This is a genomic window from Gottfriedia acidiceleris (genome assembly GCF_050457485.1).
Classification (GTDB): Bacteria; Bacillota; Bacilli; order Bacillales; family Bacillaceae_G; genus Gottfriedia; species Gottfriedia acidiceleris_D.
In genome coordinates this window covers 367,813-392,570 of sequence record NZ_JBCMJM010000003.1, presented here as the reverse complement: position 1 = coordinate 392,570, position 24,758 = coordinate 367,813, and the positions used below count along the sequence as shown (strand labels likewise).

Annotated in this window: 17 protein-coding genes; 10 read left to right on the top strand and 7 right to left on the bottom strand. The window is 31.8% G+C overall.

Annotated elements, in window-relative coordinates:
- Nucleotides 1-17 precede the first annotated feature (17 nt).
- Together ABEY15_RS04435 and ABEY15_RS04430 are read right to left on the bottom strand one after the other, a co-directional pair.
- Nucleotides 18-584 carry an HD-GYP domain-containing protein gene (locus ABEY15_RS04435; RefSeq protein WP_429888696.1) on the bottom strand — a complete coding sequence of 189 codons (567 nt, stop codon included), beginning with the start codon at nucleotides 582-584 and terminating at the stop codon, nucleotides 18-20.
- Nucleotides 585-618: 34 nt separating this feature from the next.
- Nucleotides 619-2,052 (bottom strand): BglG family transcription antiterminator, encoded by a 1,434-nt coding sequence (locus ABEY15_RS04430; RefSeq protein WP_429888694.1) that lies wholly within the window; start codon nucleotides 2,050-2,052, stop codon nucleotides 619-621.
- Between the two features lie 353 nt (nucleotides 2,053-2,405).
- On the opposite strand from ABEY15_RS04430, the gene ABEY15_RS04425 reads away from it, so the two are divergent.
- The 6 genes from ABEY15_RS04425 (at nucleotide 2,406) to ABEY15_RS04400 (ending at nucleotide 10,531) form a co-directional block, all read left to right on the top strand.
- Nucleotides 2,406-2,927, top strand: a complete 522-nt coding sequence (locus ABEY15_RS04425) for a hypothetical protein (RefSeq protein WP_429888692.1) — start codon at nucleotides 2,406-2,408, stop codon at nucleotides 2,925-2,927.
- Between the two features lie 237 nt (nucleotides 2,928-3,164).
- The gene (locus ABEY15_RS04420) at nucleotides 3,165-3,398 is read left to right on the top strand and encodes a heterocycloanthracin/sonorensin family bacteriocin (RefSeq protein WP_429888691.1); all 234 of its coding nucleotides are present in this window, start codon (nucleotides 3,165-3,167) and stop codon (nucleotides 3,396-3,398) included.
- A gap of 169 nt (nucleotides 3,399-3,567) precedes the next feature.
- A complete protein-coding gene (locus ABEY15_RS04415; RefSeq protein ID WP_429888690.1) occupies nucleotides 3,568-5,514 on the top strand; it encodes a putative thiazole-containing bacteriocin maturation protein in 1,947 nt (648 codons plus the stop codon).
- The gene (locus ABEY15_RS04410) at nucleotides 5,511-7,454 is read left to right on the top strand and encodes a TOMM precursor leader peptide-binding protein (RefSeq protein ID WP_429888689.1); all 1,944 of its coding nucleotides are present in this window, start codon (nucleotides 5,511-5,513) and stop codon (nucleotides 7,452-7,454) included. Before ABEY15_RS04415 ends, ABEY15_RS04410 begins: the two co-directional genes overlap by 4 nt.
- Before the next feature lie 23 nt (nucleotides 7,455-7,477).
- A complete protein-coding gene (locus tag ABEY15_RS04405; RefSeq protein WP_429888688.1) occupies nucleotides 7,478-9,052 on the top strand; it encodes a SagB family peptide dehydrogenase in 1,575 nt (524 codons plus the stop codon).
- 672 nt (nucleotides 9,053-9,724) lie between these two features.
- Complete coding sequence (locus ABEY15_RS04400) at nucleotides 9,725-10,531, top strand: M15 family metallopeptidase (protein ID WP_429888686.1); 807 nt, start codon at nucleotides 9,725-9,727, stop codon at nucleotides 10,529-10,531.
- A gap of 62 nt (nucleotides 10,532-10,593) precedes the next feature.
- Here the strand turns inward: ABEY15_RS04400 and ABEY15_RS04395 are convergent, their stop codons facing one another.
- Nucleotides 10,594-11,814, bottom strand: a complete 1,221-nt coding sequence (locus tag ABEY15_RS04395) for a helix-turn-helix domain-containing protein (protein WP_429888685.1) — start codon at nucleotides 11,812-11,814, stop codon at nucleotides 10,594-10,596.
- Between the two features lie 421 nt (nucleotides 11,815-12,235).
- Here ABEY15_RS04395 and ABEY15_RS04390 point away from each other — a divergent pair, with 421 nt between their 5' ends.
- On the top strand, nucleotides 12,236-16,390 hold the full coding sequence (locus ABEY15_RS04390; RefSeq protein WP_429888684.1) for a S8 family serine peptidase: 4,155 nt from the start codon (nucleotides 12,236-12,238) through the stop codon (nucleotides 16,388-16,390).
- Nucleotides 16,391-16,908: 518 nt separating this feature from the next.
- Here ABEY15_RS04390 and ABEY15_RS04385 read toward each other — a convergent pair.
- The 3 genes from ABEY15_RS04385 to ABEY15_RS04375 form a co-directional block, all read right to left on the bottom strand.
- Nucleotides 16,909-18,942, bottom strand: a complete 2,034-nt coding sequence (locus ABEY15_RS04385; RefSeq protein ID WP_429888683.1) for an acyltransferase family protein — start codon at nucleotides 18,940-18,942, stop codon at nucleotides 16,909-16,911.
- 248 nt (nucleotides 18,943-19,190) lie between these two features.
- Nucleotides 19,191-20,063 carry a DUF3298 domain-containing protein gene (locus ABEY15_RS04380; protein WP_429888681.1) on the bottom strand — a complete coding sequence of 291 codons (873 nt, stop codon included), beginning with the start codon at nucleotides 20,061-20,063 and terminating at the stop codon, nucleotides 19,191-19,193.
- Nucleotides 20,064-20,087: 24 nt separating this feature from the next.
- Complete coding sequence (locus ABEY15_RS04375) at nucleotides 20,088-20,573, bottom strand: RNA polymerase sigma factor (protein ID WP_429888679.1); 486 nt, start codon at nucleotides 20,571-20,573, stop codon at nucleotides 20,088-20,090.
- A 447-nt stretch (nucleotides 20,574-21,020) separates the two neighbouring features.
- Between ABEY15_RS04375 and ABEY15_RS04370 the strand changes: the two genes are divergently transcribed.
- The gene (locus ABEY15_RS04370) at nucleotides 21,021-21,587 is read left to right on the top strand and encodes a GNAT family N-acetyltransferase (protein WP_429888677.1); all 567 of its coding nucleotides are present in this window, start codon (nucleotides 21,021-21,023) and stop codon (nucleotides 21,585-21,587) included.
- Between the two features lie 117 nt (nucleotides 21,588-21,704).
- Here ABEY15_RS04370 and ABEY15_RS04365 read toward each other — a convergent pair whose 3' ends face one another.
- Complete coding sequence (locus ABEY15_RS04365; protein WP_429888676.1) at nucleotides 21,705-23,003, bottom strand: polysaccharide deacetylase family protein; 1,299 nt, start codon at nucleotides 23,001-23,003, stop codon at nucleotides 21,705-21,707.
- 572 nt (nucleotides 23,004-23,575) lie between these two features.
- On the opposite strand from ABEY15_RS04365, the gene ABEY15_RS04360 reads away from it, so the two are divergent.
- Entirely contained in the window at nucleotides 23,576-24,331 is a 756-nt protein-coding gene (locus ABEY15_RS04360) for a DUF2087 domain-containing protein (protein WP_429888675.1), read from the top strand.
- Between the two features lie 19 nt (nucleotides 24,332-24,350).
- On the top strand, nucleotides 24,351-24,719 hold the full coding sequence (locus tag ABEY15_RS04355) for a GIY-YIG nuclease family protein (RefSeq protein WP_429888674.1): 369 nt from the start codon (nucleotides 24,351-24,353) through the stop codon (nucleotides 24,717-24,719).
- The last annotated feature ends 39 nt before the right edge of the window (nucleotides 24,720-24,758 follow it).

Below are 24,758 nucleotides of genomic sequence, written 5' to 3'. Positions count from 1 at the left end.
GCATTATTGAATACTACTTAATACAGTTTACAAATAAACTTAGTGAATTCCTTTATTAAATCTTGGTCATAAACAGTACCACTTTGTTTTTGAATTTTTTTTAAGGCTATTTCAATTGAACATTTTTTTCTATAAGAACGATCATGGGTTAGTGCATCAAAACTATCAATTATTCTAATTACTTTCGAATTAAAATCAATTTCGTTACTATATAAACCTTCATAGCCAGTCCCATCAATATTTTCGTGATGATAACGCACAGCATTTAAAACATCATTATGATATGAAAAATTTTTTAATAAATCATACCCATAAATTGTGTGATTCTTCATTAGATTCCACTCGAAATCAGTAAGTGGACCTTTTTTTGTAACGATTGAATCTGGTATTTTGAGCTTTCCAATATCATGTACATAACCAATAAAATGTAATTGATTGGATTGATGCAAAGAGAGATCTAAATATCTACTAAATTTATAAGACATTTCACCTACACGCATCCCGTGTAAAAAAGTATCATGATCAAGTTGCTTTAATAGTACAACTAACTCATTTGTGACTAATGTTGACCTTTCTTTTATCATAAAATCACCTTTGAATGCTTATTCAAAATAAAATTTATTTTAATAAATGGGCGATATGATTAATATCGCGCTGTGAAAGAGTAGAACTAATTACCGCAATTGGAACAATTTCGATATCAATTTGAAAATCAGCAATGATAAAGTCCAAACGTAATTCACTAATCGTTTCAGGCCTCAGTTCGCCGTTTTGAAGTTCAACAAATTGCATTTTATCTCCAAATTCTTTTATTAGTTTAGTCGTTATATACTGTCTTACACCATAACCTTCACTACTTAACAGTAGTACCCTTTTTTTTACGAATGATAATTTAATGATGATTGCTTGAATATTTAATGTGATTTTAGCAATTACTTCATTATTTACTTCTGGGTATGAAAAGTAATTGCACCAATTACGAAATACAGTTTTTACTTTATTAAATAACTCCGGATAACGCTTTTTAACGTATTCGGAAATGAGACAAGATCGATCAATTCTACCGTTTAAAAAAAGAACTAGGGAAAAGGCTTTAAATTGTTTTTGAAGAGTGAGAATAAAATCATTATGATCATGTAATTTTATACTAAGCTTTTTTTCGAGCATCGTAACGAGCTCGTGTAATTCTATATATTGTTTTTCTGATTTATTATGGTAGCTATTTATAATTTCATCTTGAGGTTCATTATCGCTAGAAAAATAAGAGGATGCAGATATCATAATAGAAAGAGCGTTTAGTTCATTTAATGGAATTGATACTTTATAAATGTTTTCTAGCTGTACGCATATATCTGTTGCAATTGAAAAAAACTTTGACTCCTTAATATTGTTAGTAGGATTTAAATCCAATTGTATATCTCGATCGATTCTTTGAAGCATCGTACCAACATAATAAATATATTTATATATAGTAGGTGGAAATAAAAGAAAATTATTTTTTTCTGCTGACTTTGTAACTACTTTTTTTATAATAGAAAACGATAGAGAATCATAAGGCCATTTATTTGTATGGGAATATAGACCATACAATACATCACAGCATAAGATTCTTTTTTGAAACTCATTACCTACAATTTCAAGTGGTGCACGCTTCAAACTTAAATTATATGACTTCAATAAGGTGTCTACTCGTTCGAGAATTTTATAAACAGTATTGTGATGCGTATATAAGACTTTTCCTAAATCACTAATGTGTTCAATCTCTTTTATTAGAATAAACATGATTACCTGAAGCGATAAAGAGTTCTTTACAAAAAGTGAACGAACTTGATCAAGCGAGGAATTAATTGGATTATTTATATAAATACCTTTTCCTTTTATCGTTTCAATATGCCATCCTTCTGGGAATGTTGCATTGATAATTTGTATATCAGTTCGTATTGTTTTCTCAGTACAATTTAAATTTTTAGCAAGCTCCTCCGTTTTGAACCATTTTTCTTGACTACTTAAAATATCGATTAAGTGTAATCTTCTTAAACTCGCCTTATCCATCTCATCTCCTACTTTGATCTAAAATATTATTTTTACTAACATAAATAAACTAATTATTTTTGTGATAATAATCACAAAAAGTATTGTTAAGATAATGTTTTCAAAATTATTTTAAACTTAGATGATGAATAAGGATATGACTATTTTTACCGTTAAAAACGGTAATAAATATATTTTAATCGATAATCTCCTTTTATTTAACGAAGGTCCTACATCATTTTATGAAACTTTATATATTAACTGTTTTTACCTATCAAAACGGTAAAAAAGAGCATTTGAAACTTTAATAAGCAAGGCTATAATTTATTTTGAAAAGGAACTCGTTTAATTTGTGATTGTATATGGGCGTGATCATGAGTGTTGCTCTAAATGGAGAAATGAGGAGGCAAATGATGGGTATAGTGTTGCTTTTTTTTATCCTAGGAAAACTTTTGTTAGTTCAGTCTATGTTACATAGCCGAATTACTTTGTTAGGATTATTATTTAGTATTTTTATTGTTGTTTTGCTATATTTACTGCCAATCTTTTTAGAATTCAATAAAAGAGAACGATCTATTGGTTATAGTTTTACTTCATTAGTGGTTGGAACTATATTCTTAATCTGTACTGTTTATGAAAGATATGCTGTTTTTGTATTTTCTACTCTGGACCAAACAGATGAAATCTCCAATACAATATTCTCGTTTTTTATGATAGGGGACTTACTTTTCATTTTTGATTTTCTATTATTACTATACCTCATACTATTCAAAGTACTTAAATTAAAGGCAACGAAGTTAATTTTTGGAAAAGAAATCAGGAGAAATAAAAGAGCAATTAAAAACAATGTAATTTCATATTCACCCCTTAATAACTTTAAACTTAATGAAGATTAAGGAATACTGATTTAATGATGAAAGACGTACGAAAAACCTCACTTTTGATGTGAGGTTTTTTCATTTTCAATCAGCTTATAAATTGGGCAAGTGAATCGGTAACAATGCCCAAGTCCTCAACATATTTTGTTGTTGAGAGTCTGAGTTTTAGTAGATTCAAATTAGGGAATCGTATTTATTTTATTAAATACGTTATGGTTTTATTCGCTTTCAAATTTTATGTCGGAGGTTATAAAAATGTATGATTTTCAAAGAGAGCTTCAACAATTAAACGTTGATCAGTTTCAAGCTAGTCAAGTAGTTCCATGGGATTATAGTCAGGATCAAAATTACGATTCTCGTATGTGCTTTGGCTTTGCATGCTTCTTCCCATTCTTTAGTTGTTTTGGTTGTGGAGGATGCGGAGGATGTGGAGGTTGCTTCCGTTGCGGAGGTTTCCGTTGTGGAGGATGCGGTCGCTGTCACCGTTAATTGTAATGTTTCATAAAAACTATTTGTCTATTTAGACAATCAACCCCTACTTATCTTACGTAGGGGTTTACTTGTTATGACATAAGGAATACATAAATTACATAGGATTATGAAGAAAGTATTTATGCTATTCAAAGAACAACTCACTGTATCGAAGGGGTTGAAAAGGATGTCAAAATTGAGTCCATTTGCACGTCTAAAGGTTAATAGAGATACTTTTTTTGTACCTGATTCGAATGGAGGTGTTTATTTTAGGAATAACTTAAGTTCATTTCGAATGGAAGGTACATCTGTTTACCAGTGGATTGAAAAGTTACTTCCTATGTTTAACGGTGAACACTCATTAGAAATTTTAACAAATGGTTTGCCTGACCAATACCGAGAAAGAGTATATGAAATAGGTGAGATTTTATATAATAATGGCTTTGCACGGGATGTAAGTATGGATCATCCACATCAATTATCAGAAGATATTTTAACTAAGTATGCAAGTCAAATTGAGTTTTTAAATTGCTTTGGAGAGTCTGGTTCATATCGTTTTCAAACCTATCGCCAATCCAAGGTATTGGCAATTGGTTCTGGAACAATTGTCACTTCGCTAGTTTCAGCATTATTAGAGTCGGGGTTAGCGAAATTCCATCTTTTAATAACGAATACGGAAAATACTGATAAAAAACGAATAAAAGAAATTGTAGACAACGCACGGAAGACCGATCGTGAAGTCGAAGTTGAATTAATGAAGAGAGAGAAGCTTTCGTTACAAGAGATTGTTTCTACTTTTGACTCGATTTTATACGTATCAGAAGATGATCGTGTTTATGAGCTGAAAATGCTCAATGACATTTGCAAAAGAGAGAAAAAGAGATTTATCCCAGCAATTTCTTCGCAAAAGATCTGTATGGCCGGACCACTAGTGACATCAAATTCTGAAGCTTGCTTCGAGTCGGCGTGGAGAAGTGTGCATCAAAACATACTCTGTGAAGAAGGAACCAACCAAACAGTGTCTTCGATTACATCAGCAATGTTGGCAAATATAATGGTGTTCGAGTTATTTAAGGATATTACAAAGTCACGCGAAACAGAAAAGAATAATCAGGTTTATATTATTAACCAAGAGACGCTAGAGGGCAGTTGGCACTCATTCTCTCCTCATCCACTAGTGACTGGAAAAGCGAAAGCTAAAATAGTTCATAATTTTGATGAAAAGTTAGAGCAAAACAAACCTAGAGGAGATCAAAGTAAGTTATTAACTAACTTAGGGCAGTTCAATTCACAAGAAACTGGATTATTTCACGTTTGGGATGAGGGCGAATTAAATCAACTTCCATTAGCTCAATGTCGGATACAAGTAGTAGATCCTCTTACAGAAGGCCCAGTAAAACTATTAACGAGTACGATTTGTACTGAATTAACTCATGAAGAAGCACGAAGAGAGGCGGGGCTTACTGGAGTTGAAATGTATGTATCTCAAATAGCCAGACAACTTATTATGAATTCTGATTCTGATGTTGTAGAGTGTTTTGAACCTGGGGAATACATCGCAATCGCTACTGGTCAAACCTTTTCAGAAAGTATTTGTAGAGCACTACAAAAATATTTGTCTGAAGAGCTTTATAAACAAACAGGCGATCATAAAAATCATATTCAAGAAATTAAAGCGATAAAAATTGAAGATGATTGTGCTCAATTTTATTTACAAACATTAAATACAATAAATGAATCTCCAAAAATAGCATTAGGAAAAGAGATTTGTGGATTTCCAGTAGTCTGGATTGGTACAGAAAAAGGCTGGTATAGAAGTGTTGGTTTAAATATAACAATGGCCTTACAGGATGCACTAAAACAAGTTCTTAAGGAATCACAAAATAAAACCCCACTACTTGCATCAAATGCTACCCAGAGTTCATCAGTTTTAGTGGAAGAAAAGCAAATACCCGAAATCATTATTCATCAATCTAATCGTGCTCAACATACTGATTTATTAGTCTCGGCTATAGATATCTTAAAACAGAATCATATGGAATTACTAACATTGGAGTTTATGCTTGAATCGATTAATGTAGATGAACTAGCGGGGGTTTATGGTGTCTTGTTAAGAGAGGTGAGCTCGATTTGAATTCAACGGTTACCATTTTTGGAGAGGGATTATTAAGTAAGTACACATCCGAAATTCTTATAAATAAATATAAGATCGTTCAACAGAAAGATTTAGAGTCAAAGGTTTCTGAGGATACTAGTTTAATACTTATTTTAGATGACGCATGGAACCCTAAGATTTATGAAAAAGCAGATGAAATTTTAAGGATCGGAACAGTTCCATGGCTACGTGCTTGTGTATCATTTGGGGAGGGTGTAATCGGACCTTTAGTACATCCAGAGCAGAAGGGATGTATAAAGTGTGCCGATTTTAGACGTTTAATGGCTGGTAGAGAGCGCAGAGAAATGCTAGAAATAGATCATCAGTTATTAGAAGGTAGTGGAGTATCGGATGATGTATGGGGTACAAGAACGGGACTTTTACAAATGGCTTACTTAATTGCGGCCGAAGTAGAAAAATTTATAAACGGTAAAGAAACTCGTCTAGAGGAACGTATTTTTTTACTAAACATGAAAACATTCAAAAGCTCTAATCACTTTTTTTTACCGAATCCTTTATGTCCAATTTGTGGTGAATTAGAAGATGATACTTCTGATTCTGCTATTATCTCACTTGAGCCTAGTATGAAAGTTTCTCCAACTAGCTATCGTAGTCGCTCAATGGATGAATTAAAGAAAGTGTTAGTTAATGACTATTTAGGTCAAAAGACAGGTTTTTTAAATGGAAAGGCATATGATCTAACCACGCCATTTGCAGATGTAGTCGTAAACTTACCGTTACTACAAGGGGATGAGGGAACAGCGGGGCGTACGCTTTCATATGAATCTAGTGAATTAACGGCCATTTTGGAAGGGTTAGAAAGGTATTGTGGCCTCACTCCACGAGGAAAAAGAACGGTAGTACATGATAGTTATAACAATGTAAAAGATTATGCAGTGAATCCCGAAATTGTTGGTACTCATTCGAAAGAGCAATATGCTCTGCCACGTTTTCCATTTAAGAGGTTTAATCCTAAACGTAAGATTGATTGGGTATGGGGCTATTCATTTATGAAGGAAGAGCCGATTCTTGTACCAGAGTTGCTTTCATACTATAGTCTAGGATGCGGTCACGGTTATGTGTATGAAACTTCCAATGGATGCGCATTAGGAGGTAGCTTAGAAGAAGCTATATTCTACGGTATTTTGGAAATTGTTGAACGGGATTCATTTTTAATGACTTGGTATGCTCAGTTGCCTCTTCCTCGACTTGATCCAAAATCGGCAAAGGATCAAGAACTGGAATTAATGATTGAACGCATGCGTTTGGTTGGCGGATACGATCTTCATTTATTTAATTCGACGATGGAGAATGGAATTCCAAGTATTGTTGCCATTGCAAAAAATCGAAAAGAAAATGGTTTAAATCTCATTTGTGCAGCAGGTGCTCATCTTGATCCGGTTCGGGCGGTTAAAAGCGCAGTGCATGAGTTAGCTGGGATGATGTTAACATTAGATAAAAAGTTTGAAGAAAATTATGCTAAAAATATGAAAATGCTATTAGACAATACTCTCGTTAAACAAATGGATGATCATGGAATGTTATATGGTTTACCTCAAGCAGAGGAGCGTCTGAAGTTTTTACTAGATGATAACCGTCCATTAAAGACTTTTGAGGAAGAATTTAAATGGAATACAAACCATCTGGATTTGACGAATGATTTAAAGGATATTCTACAAGTATTTAAACAATTAAATCTTGATGTGATTGTAGTCGATCAAACTACACCTGAAATCAAAAGAAATGGATTATCTTGTGTAAAAGTCTTAATTCCAGGGATGCTGCCTATGACATTCGGCAATCATCTAAAACGATTGAATGGACTTGATCGAGTGTTAAAAGTTCCAGTTAAATTGGGCTACACGAAGAAGCCGCTAAAACCGGAGCAGCTCAATCCATATCCGCATCCGTTCCCATAGGTGGTGTTCTAGGAGGTCATTGGATGAGTTTACAGACATTTTTACACAATCTTCATTTTGATGTTGAGAAGGCAAATCAATCGGGTTGGGAAGTAGATTGGGAGGATGCGCCACTAAATTATAAGCTTTATAAAGATTTACCTACTATTCCACTTTCTCTTAACGTTCCATTATCCTTAAAAGAGAAAGGGGACGCATTTGAGCCCAATTTAGATGAAGTAGGGTATTTTCTATGGTATGTATATGGATTAACCCAAGTTGCTCAAACAGCAATTACTTCTGGTTCTAACGATTTTGTTAATATGATGTCTTCAAACCGAAGATTCGTTCCCTCTGGTGGAGGATTGTATCCGAATGAGTTGTATTTATATCTTAAGTCCGATCAAGTCTCTTCAGGAATTTATCACTATGATGTAGCTAGACATTGCTTAGTTTTATTAAGAGAAGGAAATTTTGATTCTTATGTATCAAGAGCTTTAGGAAATAGATGTGATCTTCCAAAGTGTTTTGGTACTATTTTTATTTCAACAATGTTTTGGAAAAATTTCTTTAAGTACAATAATTTTTCTTATCGGCTTCAAGGATTAGATTGCGGTGTGTTAATTGGACAGATTTTAGAGATGGCTAAACGCTTTGGGTTTAAAGCGGGAGTATATTACCAGTTTCTAGATCAAGCAATCAACCATTTAATCGGCATACACGAACGAGAGGAAAGCGTATACGGTGTAATTCCGCTTTCTATTGAAGAATCTGCCTTGTTTTCAAATCATAACGTAAAAAGTAAAAATTACAATTCAACCGATCTAAGTAAAGAGTTACAAGCAGTTTCACATAAATATTTAGTAAAATCGAAAAAGATTAGAGAGTTCCCGATGCTAATTAAAATGAATAAAGTATCGATGATCGAATCGACTCAAACATTTAGAAAAGTTGACGAAACCGTTGATGCTTTAGATGAACGGCATCGAATAATATTACCTAAGGTGGAGCGTCTATCCTATGATTTAGCCACCATATGTAAAGAACGGTTTTCACCTGAACTTGACTTTGTTTTACGCCCTATTAGTCAAATAAACCTAGCAACACTACTTAAAGAGGCGACAGCATCCTTCTCATATTTAAATGATTTAGATGGATCCTTTGAAACTAACAATAACCGGCCAAAATTATATTTATGTTTGTATAATGTTGAAGGGATTAACAATGGTGCCTATTATTATGATGATCATACCCATATGCTAGTACAAACTAAATTAGGCGATCAACGAATGCAGCTCCAATATGGAATGAGTGCCCCCACCGTTAATTTATTCCAAGTGCCAATCTGTATACATGTAGTGGGGAATAAGGAACATATAAAATCGACACATAGTTATAGAGGCTATCGGATTCAACAGATGGAAGCTGGCATGATGATTCAGCGTTTACTAATAGCCGCATCAGCATTAGGATTAGGGGGGCACCCACTACTTGGATATAATGTAAAATTATGCGATGAGCTATACCAATTAGACGAAATAGGAAAAACAAGTTTAATTCAAATTCCAATAGGTCATTATCGGAATAGACCTTGGTTAAAAGGAAATTTGCATAGTTAATAAAACTTAATAAGTTAAAAACTAAAAACAAGAATACTTTCTGGGTATTCTTGTTTTTTTGTTCTAGTTTATAACATATTTATTTGACGGAGTAATTAAGAAAATTGAATCCACCAAACCCAATGGAGGCATGGGTTAAATAATTAATCGACATTTATTCGACATACAAAAGTCTCGGAAATTAGAATGAATAGTACTTTTGAATTAAATTTATATAGTATAATTAATTTAGTTGTTATTTAAATATAAAAAAACCTTCCGAATAGAAGGTTTTTTATTTTATTCTCCAGCATATAGATTCTTAGATGTATTTAGTTTTTTTAGTGAAAACCCTTCTAAAAATTATGCTTTATGTTTACTGGTTAAAATTATATTAAAAAAACTTTAGAATTGTTATAAATACTATTTATTAACATAACATATAATTAAAAAAAATGTCAGATTATAAAACTTTTTGTATAATTAAATCGTCTAATTTTAGTAAAACAAAATTTAACTATTTTTCGTGTTAGCTTTTGTTTAATCTTAAACGTTGATTATTAGTAGTTTGATTAAAAGAATTCGTGACGATACTAGAATAAAAATAACTTTATTAATCATCTATCAAATACTTACGACAACAACCAATTAAAAAAGCGATAAAAAGTATAGAAATAATGGAGGAGAAAACAATTGTCCAGAGTTATGAAAAATCGTAGAAAAAAACCAATTTTAGGGATCGCCATTTCCTTAGTTTTAGTAGCTGGAGTTGCAGGTACTCTTTATGAACAAAACAAAGAACCTAAAACGATTGTTATTAAAAAGAATGATAAAGTTAAAAATGACATTGTAAAAAATGATAATGTACTAAATTTTCCAGATTATTATAAAACTACAAAAGAAGATGAATCTGGATTATTAGAAGTGTTAAACGTTGATTCAAATTTAGTCTTAGTTAATAAAGATCGAAAATTACCAGATGGTTATGAACCTAACGATCTTATCTATCCATCAATACCATTAAATGGGGCAGTAAAAGAAAAAACTAGAATGAGAAGTGAAGCTGGACATGCATTAGAGAAGTTATTTTCTGGTGCAGCTGCAGATGGTTATACATTAACAGCAATTTCTGGATACCGTTCGTATGATCGACAAGTTGCTTTATACAATAATTATATTTCTGTACACGGTGAGGCATGGACTAAGGCATACAGTGCATATCCAGGAACGAGTGAACATCAAACTGGACTAACGATGGATGTTTCATCACCGGCATTTGGTAATGCTTTAGAAGTAGGTTTTGCCAAAACGCCTGAAGGAACATGGCTAGCAGAGCATGCACATGAATACGGCTTTATTATTCGTTACCCAGAAGATAAAGTAGATATAACAAAATATCACTATGAACCATGGCATATTCGATACGTTGGAAAAGAATACGCTACTTATTTATACACGAATCATCTTGCACTTGAAGAAGCGATGCCAGCAAAAAAATAATAATAACAAAAAGGCATGTTCCATTCGTATGAGACATGCCTTTTACTATCTACTAATTACTATTACTGATTGATTAAAGTATTTGCCATGCCTAGTGCTTTACGGGTTTGTTTGCGTTTAAAATAATAGTTAAACAATTCTTTTTCCGAATGATTGATTAAATAAGCGAATCCTAGTTTTTTAAATAATGGTAATGAATGATCCGCCAAATATTGGTGATATTCTTGTTCTTTTTCTAAGATTAAAAAGTCTAATAAGATGAATAAATTGATAAAAAGTTTGTCATTTTTTTTGGAAGCAATATTAAACCCTTTACCTACATACTGCAATAATTCACCTTTAGGTATTAGTTCTCCGTAATAGGAACTTCGTATATATCCTTCTAGGGAAAGTAAATAGGGTATAGAGTTGGAATCCTTCAATTTCATAGACTCAAAATAGTATTTTTTTGCTAACTCATAATTTTTTCTTCGGTAATATTCAAACGCTAAATTATGATATACCCTTGCTTTTCGGTCTGATGATCTACAAATTTCACAGCTTTGGATTAAGTTTTCAAATCTTTTAATCGTCTCTGAAAATTCTTCATTATCTTTAACTTGTATTAGCATAAGCATTTCGGAGTCGATTACACGAAGATAGGAATTAATACTTTTGAAATACTGACGGGCTTTATCAGCATAAAAGTAAGCCATAACTGGTAAATCGTTAGAATGGTAAGCCGAAGCTAAATGGTAATAATATTCCTCGTTTGCATATTCTTCAATATTAATTTTCTGTAAAACTTGAATGGCAAGTAAGGGTTCATGGTTCGTTAAGTGATAAATTCCTTGCACATGTCTAAAAAGATTTATTTCATAAGGAGACAATTTGTGCTTTATTTTTTTTATTTCATTAATGAGCGCTTTTGCTTCATTCATTAAATTACTCATTAATAAATATCTGATGCGAAGTAATTTATATTGATTAACATAATTTGAAATTTGAATTAACTCTTCTTGTTCAAGTTCTAAGTTGATTTCTTCTATTTCGTCAAATAGTTGCATTACAATAGACTGCTGCCAACTATTTATACGCAACTTAATATTTTTTAATTTTAAAATCTCATTTTCGATTTTTATTCCAAGTCGAACCGATAGTAGGGCAATAATTTCATTTGCATATTCTGTTTGAGATCTTTCTATTTTACTAATATGTGTACTAGAACAAATTCCTTTCCCTAATTGTTCTTGTGTCATCTGAGATTTTTCTCGATAATATTTTATGATTTTCCCCTCATACATAACAAATTTCTCCCTTTTAAACCTTTTTATTAATAGTTTGAGCAGTAGAAAACCATCAATTCCCCCAAGTTAATAATAAAAATTTCTATTGAATTTTAATGACTTTCTTTCCAAACACAATCAATAAATCAATAAATTTAGTAAAATATATGACTTTAATTCTAAAAAGAAAATTTAATTATGATGATTAATGTCGAAATAAGGATTATAAATAAAAATTTGGACTGAAATAACCCCCATTTACCACGAAAAATAGCTAAATTACAATTAAATTATTAGATTTATCTAATTATTCTAATTCCAATTTTACATCATTTTTTTAATTGGAGGAATGAATTAGAGTTAGTTAATTTAATCATTTTTCATGCAGTAACTATTTTTTACTTAATTTAACTTAATCTAGTAGAAGGAGCGCATCGAAATGAAGATTAGAAATAAGAAAATGCTAAATGTAATGGTAACAAGTGTATTAACTACAAGCTTTTTTACATCTTATTTAATGCCTCAAAAAAAATCTTATGCAACGTCGAACTCTGTAGAATCAATCTTAAAGGGGCTGACAGATGAGCAAAGACAGTCGATTAAGCGTTTAACTCCTCAAGAAGGCTTTGTGATCGACCCTAGTTTATTATCTTTAAAAGATAAAACTGCAAATATAATTGTTGAACTAAAAACTTCACCAGTTGAAAATGATCAAAATGGAAAAGTAAAAGAGATTTCTAAAGGTAAGAAAGAAAAAATTAAAGGTGAACAAGAGTTCTTTAAAAAGCGATTAACAGAATTATGGAGTAAGAAAAACGAAAAAGTGGAAGTAACTCAGCAAGCTAAGGAGAAAACAAACCAATTCCATATTAAACAATCATTTGAAAATGTATTTAATGGAGTGGCAATGACCATTCCGACAGATCAAATTAATTTACTTCTTCAAACAGGTGTTGTGAAACGAGTGTGGAAGGATAACAAAGTTAGTGTACCAATCAATGAGCTTTCTGTTAACGCTTATACAGAAAACAAAAGCGTTCCGCCAGCTTTACCCCTTATGGGTGTAGATCGTTTACATAACGAGGATATAAAAGGACAGGGGATTAAAGTAGGAGTTCTTGATACGGGTATTGATTACAATCATCCGGATTTAAAGGATGTTTATAAAGGTGGTTATGACTTTGTAAATAATGACTCGGATCCAATGGAGTCTACACCTGCAGATCTTGCTGCTTCTGGTGAGCCGGCAGAAATTGATGGTCGTCCATTTGTTACTGAACATGGAACGCATGTTGCAGGTACGATTGCATCAAACCCACGAAATAACGTTGATTATGCGATGACTGGCGTTGCACCAAATGTTGATTTATATGCATACCGTGTTTTAGGGCATTATGGTTCAGGGTATGATTCGTGGATTATTGCTGGTATAGAAAAGGCTGTAGAAGATGGCATGGATGTGATTAATCTTTCTTTAGGAAACAGTAATAATTATTCTTTAGATGCTACAGCAGTAGCGATTAATAATGCAGCCTTGCAAGGAGTAGTTCCCGTTGTAGCTGGAGGTAACGCAGGTCCTACGCCAGGGTCATTAGGTTCTCCTGGTTCATCACCGTTAGCTATTACTGTTGGAGCAAGCGATGTTCCTACAGATATACCAACTGTGCAGATGAGTATTGGGAATGTTTCAGTTTCAAATGAGTTAATGGCTCATGGTTTAGGTAAAGATTATTTAAGTATTATGGATAAAGAATTGAATGTAGTAGATGTAGGAATAGGTGCCGAAGAGGATTATACAAATAAAGACGTAAGTGGGAAAGTGGCGCTAATATCACGTGGTACTTTATCTTTTGATGAAAAAATCCGTCGTGCTCATGAAAAAGGGGCGGTAACAGTGCTAATTTATAACAATATTGAAGATGAGATTCCTTTCTTCTTAGGAGAAAACTTTGGATATGTACCAACCTTTAAAATGAGTCAAGAGGAAGGGAAAAGTATTGTTGATGAACTCAATAAGAATTCGGATGTTAAATTAAAAATGACGGATTTACAGTCAAATATGACATCTGGTGACGTATTAGCAGATTTTAGTTCCAGAGGACCTGTAAGTAATAATTTTGATATTAAACCAGATGTTGTGGCACCAGGGGTTTCTATTTTCTCAACTGTACCAGAATATATTAATAATCCAGGGAAAGAAACGGATTATTCAACTAGTTATGCGAGCATGGATGGAACTTCAATGGCTACACCGCATGTAGCGGGTGTTGCAGCATTATTACTACAATCCCATCCGGAATATACTGTTGCCGATGTAAAAGCGGCACTTATGAATACAGCAGATCCATTAAAAGGAAGAACGTATAATGTAAACGAAGTTGGAGCTGGACGAGTAGATGCTTATGAGGCAGTTCATAACACGACTTTAGTAGAAGTACAAAATAAAACGTACACATTAGATGAAAATGGATTTAGAAAGCAAATTGATGATGTCTCAGGTTCAATACCTTTTGGAAGTATTACACAAACAAGCGAGGAACAAAATCGAACAACATCAATTAGTATTAAAAATTTAAGTAAAAATAATGAGACATATCATACAAGAGTAGAATTTTTAACGATCGATGATGTTTCAAAGGATGCTAGTAAAAATGGAGTAAAACTCGAATTGCCTTCTAAAGTAACTGTTAATGGGAATGAGAGTGTCAATCTAGACGCCAAAGTAACAATACCAAAATCTGCTGAGCTTGGCATATATGAAGGATATATTTATGTAGAAAATGAATCAAAAACACAGGAGTACCAAATTCCATTCCACGTGAGGTATACGACAAGTGGCTTTGCAAAGGTTGATTTCTATAAGAATGCAATTACAAGTGACCTAAGTAACTTCCATCCTGAAATACTACCTTTTACACCAGTCACGTTAAGATTAAACAGTGAAATGAAAAAAATTGATGTTGTTGTTAGCGATCTATCAGGAAAACCAATTGGCCTCTACGGTACTTTCGATTCAGAAGGTGCAAATGTTGATACAGACTACTTAATCATGTACGGCTTTTCAGGTGATGTAAAATTATTTACAGGTGACCCAAATAAGCCATTATCACTTGAGTATGAAACATTAAATGAGGGTAAATATATAGTTTCGTATATTGGTACAGATGCAGATGGAAAAACCTATAAAGTAGACAATGATATGGTAATTGATAATACACCTCCAAAAGTAGTTTTTGATAAAAAGACAGGCATTAATGAAATTTCCGATGCAGATTTAACAACCGAAACAAACCCATTGGATGGTAAAGACTACAAAGCTTACTGGGTCCACGGGAATGTATACGACGATACAATTGACTATTTAAAGAGTAGAGGGCATGATCTAACTCAAGAAGCAAATACAGTTTATGCTTATCAGGATTCTTCATGGCCGACAGCGCAATTTTTCCCAACTAAAAATGGTGACTTCAAATTTGGTGTATTACCAGAAGAGTATGCAAATTATCCTACAAACATAGCAATTTATACTCATGATTATGCTTCAGCAGGAAATCCGATTTTCCCAGATTTTACGATTATTAATAAAGGTGATCGATATTCAACAATTAATACAGCGTCTAAAGAAGTTACGCTAGGCTCAGAGTTTACAAGTACATTTACTGTCCACAATGCAAAGGACTTAACAAGTGCCAATGCGACAATCAATATTCCAAACTATTACAAAGTTATGAGTGTAAAGCAATCGAAACAATTAGATGAGTTAATGAAGAAAAATAATTGGAGTATTCGTATTGGAAAACCACAAATAACAGAGGATACTTGGTCAAGTATTACAACATTTTCAATTGATATTAAGGATAAAAAGACGAATTTACCAGTAAAAATTAATGGGAATATTGATTTATTAGACATTAATTTAAAGGTTGTGAGCGACCTTAACTATATGAGGGAGAGTGGCTTTTATTATCAAGAGTCAACATATCAAACAAATGAAGGTAATAAGGTTACGTTACCGACATATGCTAATCGCTTTAAATTCATCGCCCAACATTCAGTTTTAGAAGGGTATTTCCACGGTGAGGCAGTTAACTTTTATAACTACGATTTAGATTATTCGAAGTTAGGTGTGAAAGCATATGTTGTGGATAAAAACGGTAAACAATATAAAGCGGATATTTCGGAAAATGGCTATATGACGATCTTTGATATTCCGGCAACTGAGGATGATTATACATTCGTAGTTAACATTCCAGGACACTATCAATATAGTAGAAAAATTAAATTAGGTAAATTAATAGATGGAAAAGTCCAAGGTATAGACTATTTCGCTTATACTGATACTGCAGCGGCAGGAGACATTAATGGAGATAATGTAATCGACATTTATGATGCAAAGCTTATTGCATATAAAGCTCAGGAAACTGGCGATAAGTTGAAGGAAGATCTAAATAAAGATGGAGTAGTTGATATACTAGACTTCAACTATGTTGAAAAGAACTTCATGACAACAAACCCATATTTCCCTACATCTATTAACCCAGTTGAAAAAGTAGGTAAATTAACGTTAGAAGAATTAAAAAAGAGCTTTAACTAGTGTGCAAGATTAAGTGATTTCACAATACAAAGCCACAAGGATGTGTTACCTTGTGGTTTTTCTTTGTTTTAAAGAGCTTATTTGATACATTATTATAATGAAGTCATACTCAAATTAGTAAACTGTAGGAGTGAACCATTATTAATACATCTTTAAGATTATTAGGTATTATCTTTTTTATTATTAGTGTCCAAGGTTTAATAAGGGGAATTGTGCCTTGGTTCAGCAGCAGTAAATTTCATTTTAAATTTATTTTACCATTTGTTTCGGAACAGTATGCTTTACTTTCATATATCATTATTCTCATAATTGGGCTTGTTTTAATATATAATACTAAAAAATTCGATAATGAATAAGGAGAACTGCTCCATTCTTAGAGTACCAATCTAAATACGACCTTTTATACAAAGTAGTTATTTTGTACATGAAGCCATGTTTTTTGTTCATAAGGACTATGATAACAACCTAGTAAAGACACAAAGCCACAAGGAATTTACCTTGTGGCCTTTCGTCATGTGTTACTTCCAAGATTCAATTGCATTTATTAGTAATGACGCAAATACTTTTGCACCATCTGGTTTTAAATGAACGCCATCTGGAGAAAAATATGAATTATGATTTGCGCTAGCACTATGCCAATCTACAACTCTAGTATTAGAATATTTACTTGATACTTCTCCTAAAGTTTTATTAACAATCGATTCCCAAGGTCTTGGTACTCGCGTGTTAACAAATAAAATTTTTCGATCTTTTCCAATTAACTCTATGAGAGAAGACATTTGTTTTACGGTAAACGGACCGTTTGTACCTAGCTCTATGACAACAATATTACCAAGCGAATTTGTATTTTTTGCTTGGTGAATAATTGCAGATGCTTCAGTAAATTGTCTTCCAATTTTAGCATTTACCGAAAGAGATGAATATGTTTTTTTGAGTTCAGGAATTGAATTAATAACAACAGAATCTCCGATGATAAATACACTATTGTTTGAAACAACCGGCTTATTCGTTTCAGCAGGTTTATTAGTATTAACATTATTATTATTATTTGGAGTTTGATTGTTATTTACACCTGGTTTAGGATCTTCATTAGTTTGACCATTATTATTTTGCTTATTTGTATTGTCAGTAACCGGCTTTTCATCTTTATTTACTGTTTTTTCTTCATTATTTACTGCTTTTTCATCTTCATTTTTCTGAATTGGCTTAGTTACCTGTTTATCGTGATCAACTATAGCTGTTGAAGGAGGTTCTTTAGTATCGTTTTCAACAACAGTTTCAGATGACTGCTTTGATACGGATTGAACCGATTCAATTTCTGAGCTTGCTTTTACACCTTTAGCATCAGGGAGCACAGATAGCCCAAAGCTTGCGATACCAGATAGTAAAATAAACGTGCTTATAATCACAATATGTTTATAAAAGAATTCTTTTAAATTAATATTTCCTGCGAGGAAGTTCTTCCAAAGTATACCTAGTTTACCTTTTCTAATTGGGTCTTCAATATAGTGATAGGATAGTGCTGCAAGAACAAATATTAAAGTAATTTGACAAAACGCTCTAAAAAGTGAAATATCGCCAGTGTTAACCTTAGGGGAAAATAAAATAATTACAGGGTACTGCCATAAATAGATTCCATATGAACGTAATCCGATCCATTTCAATGGTCTCATTGCTAGGAATCTACCAATCTTACTTGTAGGGTGAGCGAGTGCTGCAATTAGCATTGCAGCGGAAATAGACAATAGGAACATTCCTCCGCGATAAAGGAAACTATCATATTGATTTGTTTTACCGACCATAAGTAGAAAAATTAGTAAACCAGTAATCCCAACTAGATCAATTAAAATCTTTCCAGAGGTTGTAACGTTATTTGTAAGTTTTCGGCTTGGCCATACTAATGCTAATGAAGCTCCTATTAATAATGAAAAAGCTCTCGTATCAGTACCGTAATAGACCCTACTAGGATCACTACCCGGATGGAATAATATCGCCATCAGTAATGCAGAAACGATTGCACCAACTAATGTATACAAAAATAGACGATCTTTATTTTTAATATATTTTAAGCCTAATAAAGTAAGGATTGGCCAAATAATATAAAATTGCTCTTCAACTGCTAACGACCAAAAATGATTTAATATTGATGGATTGGCAAAAGACTCAAAATACGAAAGATGATGGAAAATATACCACCAATTACTGTAATAAAATATTGCAGCTACTGAATCTTGTTTTAAATTTCCGATCATTGATGATTTGAATAATGAAACAAATGCAATGACGATTAGTAGTAAGGTGAACATTCCTGGTAAAAGTCTTTTTGCGCGGCGGTACCAAAAACTTTTTAAGTCGATCCTTTGATTTGTACTCCACTCGGCAATTAATAAATCAGTAATCAAATAACCTGAAAGTACAAAGAATACTGTTACTCCTAGGAATCCACCAGAAGCCCAAGAAAAATTTAAGTGATAAGCAATGACCGATAAAACTGCTAAAGCTCTAAGCCCGTCTAATCCAGCCATATAACGGAACTGTTTATTATTAGACATAAGCAGAACCTCTTCGTTTAAACACCTCATAAACGATTTCTTTTTCAAACAAATGTTGAGCGCTTATAAAATTTAATTTCTTAACCGTCTGAACCGCGAAGTTCATTAATAATTTCCCCTTCCCCTAATTTAACTATTTATGTCAGCCTTCTTTATATATTTGGCTTTTTGTTTAATGTATTTGTTTTTCTTAAAAGAGAGCCAAACCTAATCAATTAAGAATGGCTCCTTTATTCGTTTGTTAAAATTTATCTAATATAATGACGTCCAACTAAAACTTTTGAAAGAACGTCAGTTGGAATCGTGAATTCAACAACACCCATATAACCAGGGGCAACTTCATATTTATCAAATGAAATAACAAGCTTATGATCTTTATTTATATAAAAATTTTGATTGTCTTTAATGGTTACGAAAGGATCAATTGAATAGTCAAGATTTGCCTCCGGTATCCAGTATACCTTACTTTCATCTTTTTTCATCTGCTCTTTCATTTGTTCTTTAATGTTTTCACTAATTATTTTTACATATGATTTATCTTTAAAAAGAATAGGTAATGACAATAAAATTTCCTTTTTCTTGTCAATTGTGTCAAATTTCATAGTTGTTGAGGAGGAAGCAGCAGTATTAACAACATATCTTTCAATCGACAATATGTCCTCATTATCTGTTTTAACTTCATAACCACTATCAATTCCTAAATGTGCACCAGAATCTTTTTTTACAGATTCTGTATCTTTCATAAATTGATCATATAGCTTCTTATTTTCTTCTAAGTATTTTTTGTTCAAGCTTTGCTCTAAATCTTTATTTTTTAAATTTTTAACTGCAGGGACTTTTAAATCTGCCTTATAGGTTGGCTCATCTACAGTATATTCAGTAAAAGTTAGTACATTAACAACATTTCCAAGTATTGGAACATTCGATAATGTCTTTGCAAAAGTCGAACTAGTATTGATTGATAAAACAAATAGTGCAGCAGTAAAAAAACCTGTAATTGACTTTAGAGGGAATCTTTTTTGTATGGAACGTTTAATTGCTTTTTTAACAATAATGTCCAAATTATCAGGGATAGGGACATTTTTATAGTCCGATCTTAATTTTTCTAATTTTTTATCCAACTAATTGGCCTCCCAAAAATAAATTCATTTCATTTTAATCCGGAGTATTTCTAAAGCTTTATATAAACGAGTTTTTATAGTATTTGGACTCTCCTGTAAAATTTCAGCAACTTCTTCAATCTTTAAGTCTTCGAAATACCTGAGGACAATTACAGCCCGATATTTAGTTGGTAAAGATTCTAATGATCTTTCTAAATCAATATCCGTATAATTATCATCCTGTCCTGAAGAATATAACTCAATCTTTTCTTCGTCCATTACAGTTACTTTTTTATGTTTTCTTAAAAAATCTAACGATGTATTTACTACAATTCTATAAAACCAACTTTTTAAAGATTGTTCATTTTTTAATTTATCTTTTGAGGAAATGGCTTTATGAATAGAATCTTGTAATATATCCACCGCATCTTCTGAATTTTTAACGTAGCTATAAGCTAACCGATAAAAATCATCTTTATTATTAATAATAAAATCTACAAGTTCCTTTTCTAAGTTAGATTTCCCCTTCATTTAAAGAGCTCCTTTTTTGAGATACGTATCTAAGAAGGTACACAATATAAAAGACGTATACCTATTCGAAAAAGTTTTATAAAAAGTAAAAAATATTTAAGGAAATTTTTACTAAAAACTGGCCACAAAGTTTAATGGAAATTTGGCCTAAATTAGTAGTATACAGATGGCATACTTATTCGTAAACAAACTATAGACAATTAATCAAAAAAAGAGCCAAGAAGTACTTCAGCTCCAATCAACTAGCGTTTTAAAGTATAAAAAGAACCATAACAAAAAAAGCAAGGATCTTAAAATCTTGCTCTTTCATAGTCGTTTTATTTGAAATTGTTGATCGTACAAAGTGCTTTTTCTATGATAGCTATTTATTTACATATTGAGATTATAGATAATAGAAATAAGATTTTTGCAAACTGTACTAATCTTACTAATTTAGTTGGAGGATATATGATTAAAGAACAATATAATTTTAACCCATTTCCAAAAATTGTCACTAATCGATTAGTTTTAAGACAAATGAATAATGAAGATCAATATGAAATATTCGCATTACGATCAAATGAAAAGATGTCTCAATATATAAATAGACCGATTGCAAAAGAAGTTGATGAAGCACTTCAATATATAATAATGATTAATGACGGGATTGAACGTAATGATTGGGTTCTTTGGGCAATTACTCTTAAAGAAAGTGATCAATTAATCGGTACAATTTGCTTGTGGAATTTTTCGGTCGAGCAATCGAAAGGGGAAGTTGGATATGAACTTTCACCAGAGTTTCAAGGTAAAGGAATCATGCAAGAGGCATTAAAAGCAGTGTTAGCATATGGATTTAATACACTTGAATTACATGTCATTGAAGGAATTGTTCAGTCAGAAAATCAAAAATCAATCCAAATTTTAGAGAGAAATAAATTTATTAATAAAGGCTTGGTAAATAGGATATCGACGGATGAAAAAGACATACATTCATGCATTTTTGAGCTAACGAATGAAAGGTATTACTCTAAATAATAACTTGAAAAATAGAGAATCAAATAGGTTTCTATTTTTTCACGTATTAAGGATTTTAAAGTTTAAACAAACGTTTGAATAAAAAAGTAGTCGCTAAGCTAATAGCGACTACTTTTTTTAATTTAAACTAACAATTTTTAAATTTTTTGATTGAAGATATTCAATAATTTGTGGTAAAGCATCTAAAGAAGGTTTAGTTTCGTGAAGTAGAATGATACTTCCAGATTCGGTGTGGCTTTTAACGTAATTTATAATTGTATTTGTATTGCGGTTCTTCCAATCTTCAGTATCTTTATCCCATAAAACCATTTTAAATTGATGTTTTTGCATTAATTCAATAGTTGCTTGGTTTTTTGCTCCGTATGGTGGTCTGAAGAGAGTTGTATATTGCTTTGTAATATTTGTTATTAGATTACTTGTTCTAACCAGATCATCTTCTTGATTTTTATAAGATAGTTTTAAGAAGTCATTGTGGTGCATGGAGTGGCTTCCAACTGAGTAACCGTTAGAATATGCGTATTGTACACAATCAGGATATCTTTGAACGTTATCTCCGATGTAGAAAAAAGTACCGCCTACTTTGTATTTTTTTAAAACATTTACAATTTCCTTTGAATATTTCGAGGGACCATCATCAAAAGTAAGGGCTACGCTACCTTGTGGGATACTATAGTTAACTACATTGTTTAATTTTACAGTCGGATAAATTGATTGGATAGGTTTATTGATTGGTTCTTGCTTTATTGCATATCTAACATCCGGCTCATTTGTGTGCACATTCGGTTGAGATACGTTTTTAATATCAGTTTTCTTTGGATCTTGTTTATCCTGATTTGTTTTAATTGGTTTCTCTGGAGATTTTATATTTTGTGCCTTTGAAACACTTTCAGCTTTTGCTGGTTTTTTTCCGCAAAATAAAGATTCTGATTTACAAGTTTGACTCTTATAAGCTATTAAACTAATCGATAGAATACTAATAGCAGCAACAGTAAGCCAACCATAAAGTTTATAACGTTTCGAATTACTCTTTTCTTTTTTGGAACTGGATCGACTAATTGATAAATAAGGTAAATCAATTAAAATCCTAAGATCCTTCATATTTTTTATGGAGTGAAGTTGAAGATGAAACTCTTCTGAACAAGAGAAGTAGATTTTTTCACTCTCATTATTGTTTGATTTAGTTACAAAACTAGTAAACTGATTTTTATCCTCATCCCAAGTACTACATAAAGAAAGGCTAAACTTATAGTTATCATCAAAAATAATTTTTGATTTCATAAGATTGGCCGTTTCGTTGTCAATTTCCCAATGAAGTTCTATTTCTTGATTAAATAATAGTTTTATATGCAAAAATGATTTATCGAATCTTTGTTCGATTGATAAAAGCTCAATAAGTTTTTCATTGTAAATTGACATAACTTCCTCCTATCTTGTAAAGAAATCATTAATTTTCGTTTATTCAAAGGCAGTAAAGACTGACCTAAAATTATATCTTTTGTCATAATTATTTCTACTGTTTTTCTTTAAATATATTAGTCTATAAGGAAAATAATATGTAAAGATTTTCCCTATTGAGAACAGTTTTTTTAAATACATTAAAATATGTCGAATATTAAATTTACCTTACAATTTAATTGTAAAGTACTGTAAGAAATTGTCAATTGAAGATTTGAAATTAGTCCCTTTGGAACAAGAGAATTAGGTTGAAAAGTATAGAAAGTACCATTTGAAAATTTTTAATAAATTGAAATGGCATCCCATTAGGAAAAAAGTACCTTTGAGACGCTTTTTTTGTGTAAATCAAGAGTTTCAACATTTTAAAAGGACTTTTGAGGAATCCTTTTTATAAATAAGAAAGCATAAAACAACCTGTTATTAAAAAGTAAAATTGACATTTTGTAAACAATAACATAATATGTTTGTAAATAAATAAACATTTTAGAAATTTGTTTAGTTAATAATAAACAAAAAAGGGTTGTGTTTGTTAAGTGGAAAATTTAGATGTTTTTTGGAATGCAGATATAGAAGAATTAAAACAAGGATATATCGAAGAGGAAAATCATTATTTATGTTTACTCTGTAGTAAAAAAATTGAAAAAGGAATTATTTATCAAGATTCAGGCATTTTATATGAAGCCGAAAAATACATGAAAGTTCATATAGAACAAAGTCATGACTCTGTTTTTGATTATTTAATCCAACTGGATAAAAAACTAACAGGATTAACAGAACATCAAAATCATCTTTTACGTCTTTTCTATCAAGGGAAGAGTGATACAGATATTCAAAAAGAAACTGGTATCGGTAGCGCTTCTACGATCAGGAATCATCGCTTTGTTTTAAAGGAAAAAGAAAGACAAGCAAAATTATTTCTTGTCATGATGGAGCTTTTAAAAGAAAAGGATCAGCATGCGCCAAGTTTTTTACCACTTCATAAAACAGCAAAAATGGTCGATGAGCGCTATAACATTACGGAAGATGAAATGGAAAAAACTTTGAAAAAATACTTTCCAGAAGGCATAGATGGGCCATTGGAAAAATTTCCATTAAAGGAAAAACAAAAGCTTGTTGTTCTAAGAGAAATCGTTAAAAGATTTTCACCAAATAAGAAATATACAGAAAAAGAGATAAATGAAGTACTGACAGCAATTTATCCTGATTATGTCGTGTTAAGAAGATACTTAATTGAATATGGCTTTATTGATCGAAAGTCGGATGGTAGTAGTTATTGGTTAAAAGCTTAAAAGAGAAAGGTTGTTAAAAATGAGTAGAAAAAAAGAATTAAAAATGCAATATAAAGAAACGAAAGTTCAAGCAGGGATTTATCAAATTAAAAACATAAAAAATCAAAAAATATTCATAGTAAGTACTAAAAATTTAAAAACAATTAATGGAAAGAAATTTGAATTAGAAGCAGGGTCTTGTACAAATAAAACTCTTCAACAAGAATGGAATGAATATGGAAAAGAGTCATTTGTATTTGAGGAATTAGAAATTTTAAAAGAAGAAGACATTAGTCCATTAGGTATCAAGGGAGATCTAAAAAGACTAGAGGAAAAATGGTTAGAAAAACTTCAACCGTATGGTGAAAGAGGATATCACACATACAATAGCAAGGGTGAGCAGACTTGATTACATCTGAGATTAATCCTCAAGAGCCAAAAAAAGTAA

Coding starts and splice junctions, on each gene's coding strand:
- ABEY15_RS04435 (WP_429888696.1), bottom strand. CDS start 584: ATGATAAAAGAAAGGTCAACATTAGTCACAAATGAGTTAGTTGTACTA.
- ABEY15_RS04430 (WP_429888694.1), bottom strand. CDS start 2,052: ATGGATAAGGCGAGTTTAAGAAGATTACACTTAATCGATATTTTAAGT.
- ABEY15_RS04425 (WP_429888692.1), top strand. CDS start 2,406: ATGAGTGTTGCTCTAAATGGAGAAATGAGGAGGCAAATGATGGGTATA.
- ABEY15_RS04420 (WP_429888691.1), top strand. CDS start 3,165: ATGTATGATTTTCAAAGAGAGCTTCAACAATTAAACGTTGATCAGTTT.
- ABEY15_RS04415 (WP_429888690.1), top strand. CDS start 3,568: ATGTCAAAATTGAGTCCATTTGCACGTCTAAAGGTTAATAGAGATACT.
- ABEY15_RS04405 (WP_429888688.1), top strand. CDS start 7,478: ATGAGTTTACAGACATTTTTACACAATCTTCATTTTGATGTTGAGAAG.
- ABEY15_RS04395 (WP_429888685.1), bottom strand. CDS start 11,814: ATGTATGAGGGGAAAATCATAAAATATTATCGAGAAAAATCTCAGATG.
- ABEY15_RS04390 (WP_429888684.1), top strand. CDS start 12,236: ATGAAGATTAGAAATAAGAAAATGCTAAATGTAATGGTAACAAGTGTA.
- ABEY15_RS04385 (WP_429888683.1), bottom strand. CDS start 18,942: ATGTCTAATAATAAACAGTTCCGTTATATGGCTGGATTAGACGGGCTT.
- ABEY15_RS04375 (WP_429888679.1), bottom strand. CDS start 20,573: ATGAAGGGGAAATCTAACTTAGAAAAGGAACTTGTAGATTTTATTATT.
- ABEY15_RS04370 (WP_429888677.1), top strand. CDS start 21,021: ATGATTAAAGAACAATATAATTTTAACCCATTTCCAAAAATTGTCACT.
- ABEY15_RS04365 (WP_429888676.1), bottom strand. CDS start 23,003: ATGTCAATTTACAATGAAAAACTTATTGAGCTTTTATCAATCGAACAA.
- ABEY15_RS04355 (WP_429888674.1), top strand. CDS start 24,351: ATGAGTAGAAAAAAAGAATTAAAAATGCAATATAAAGAAACGAAAGTT.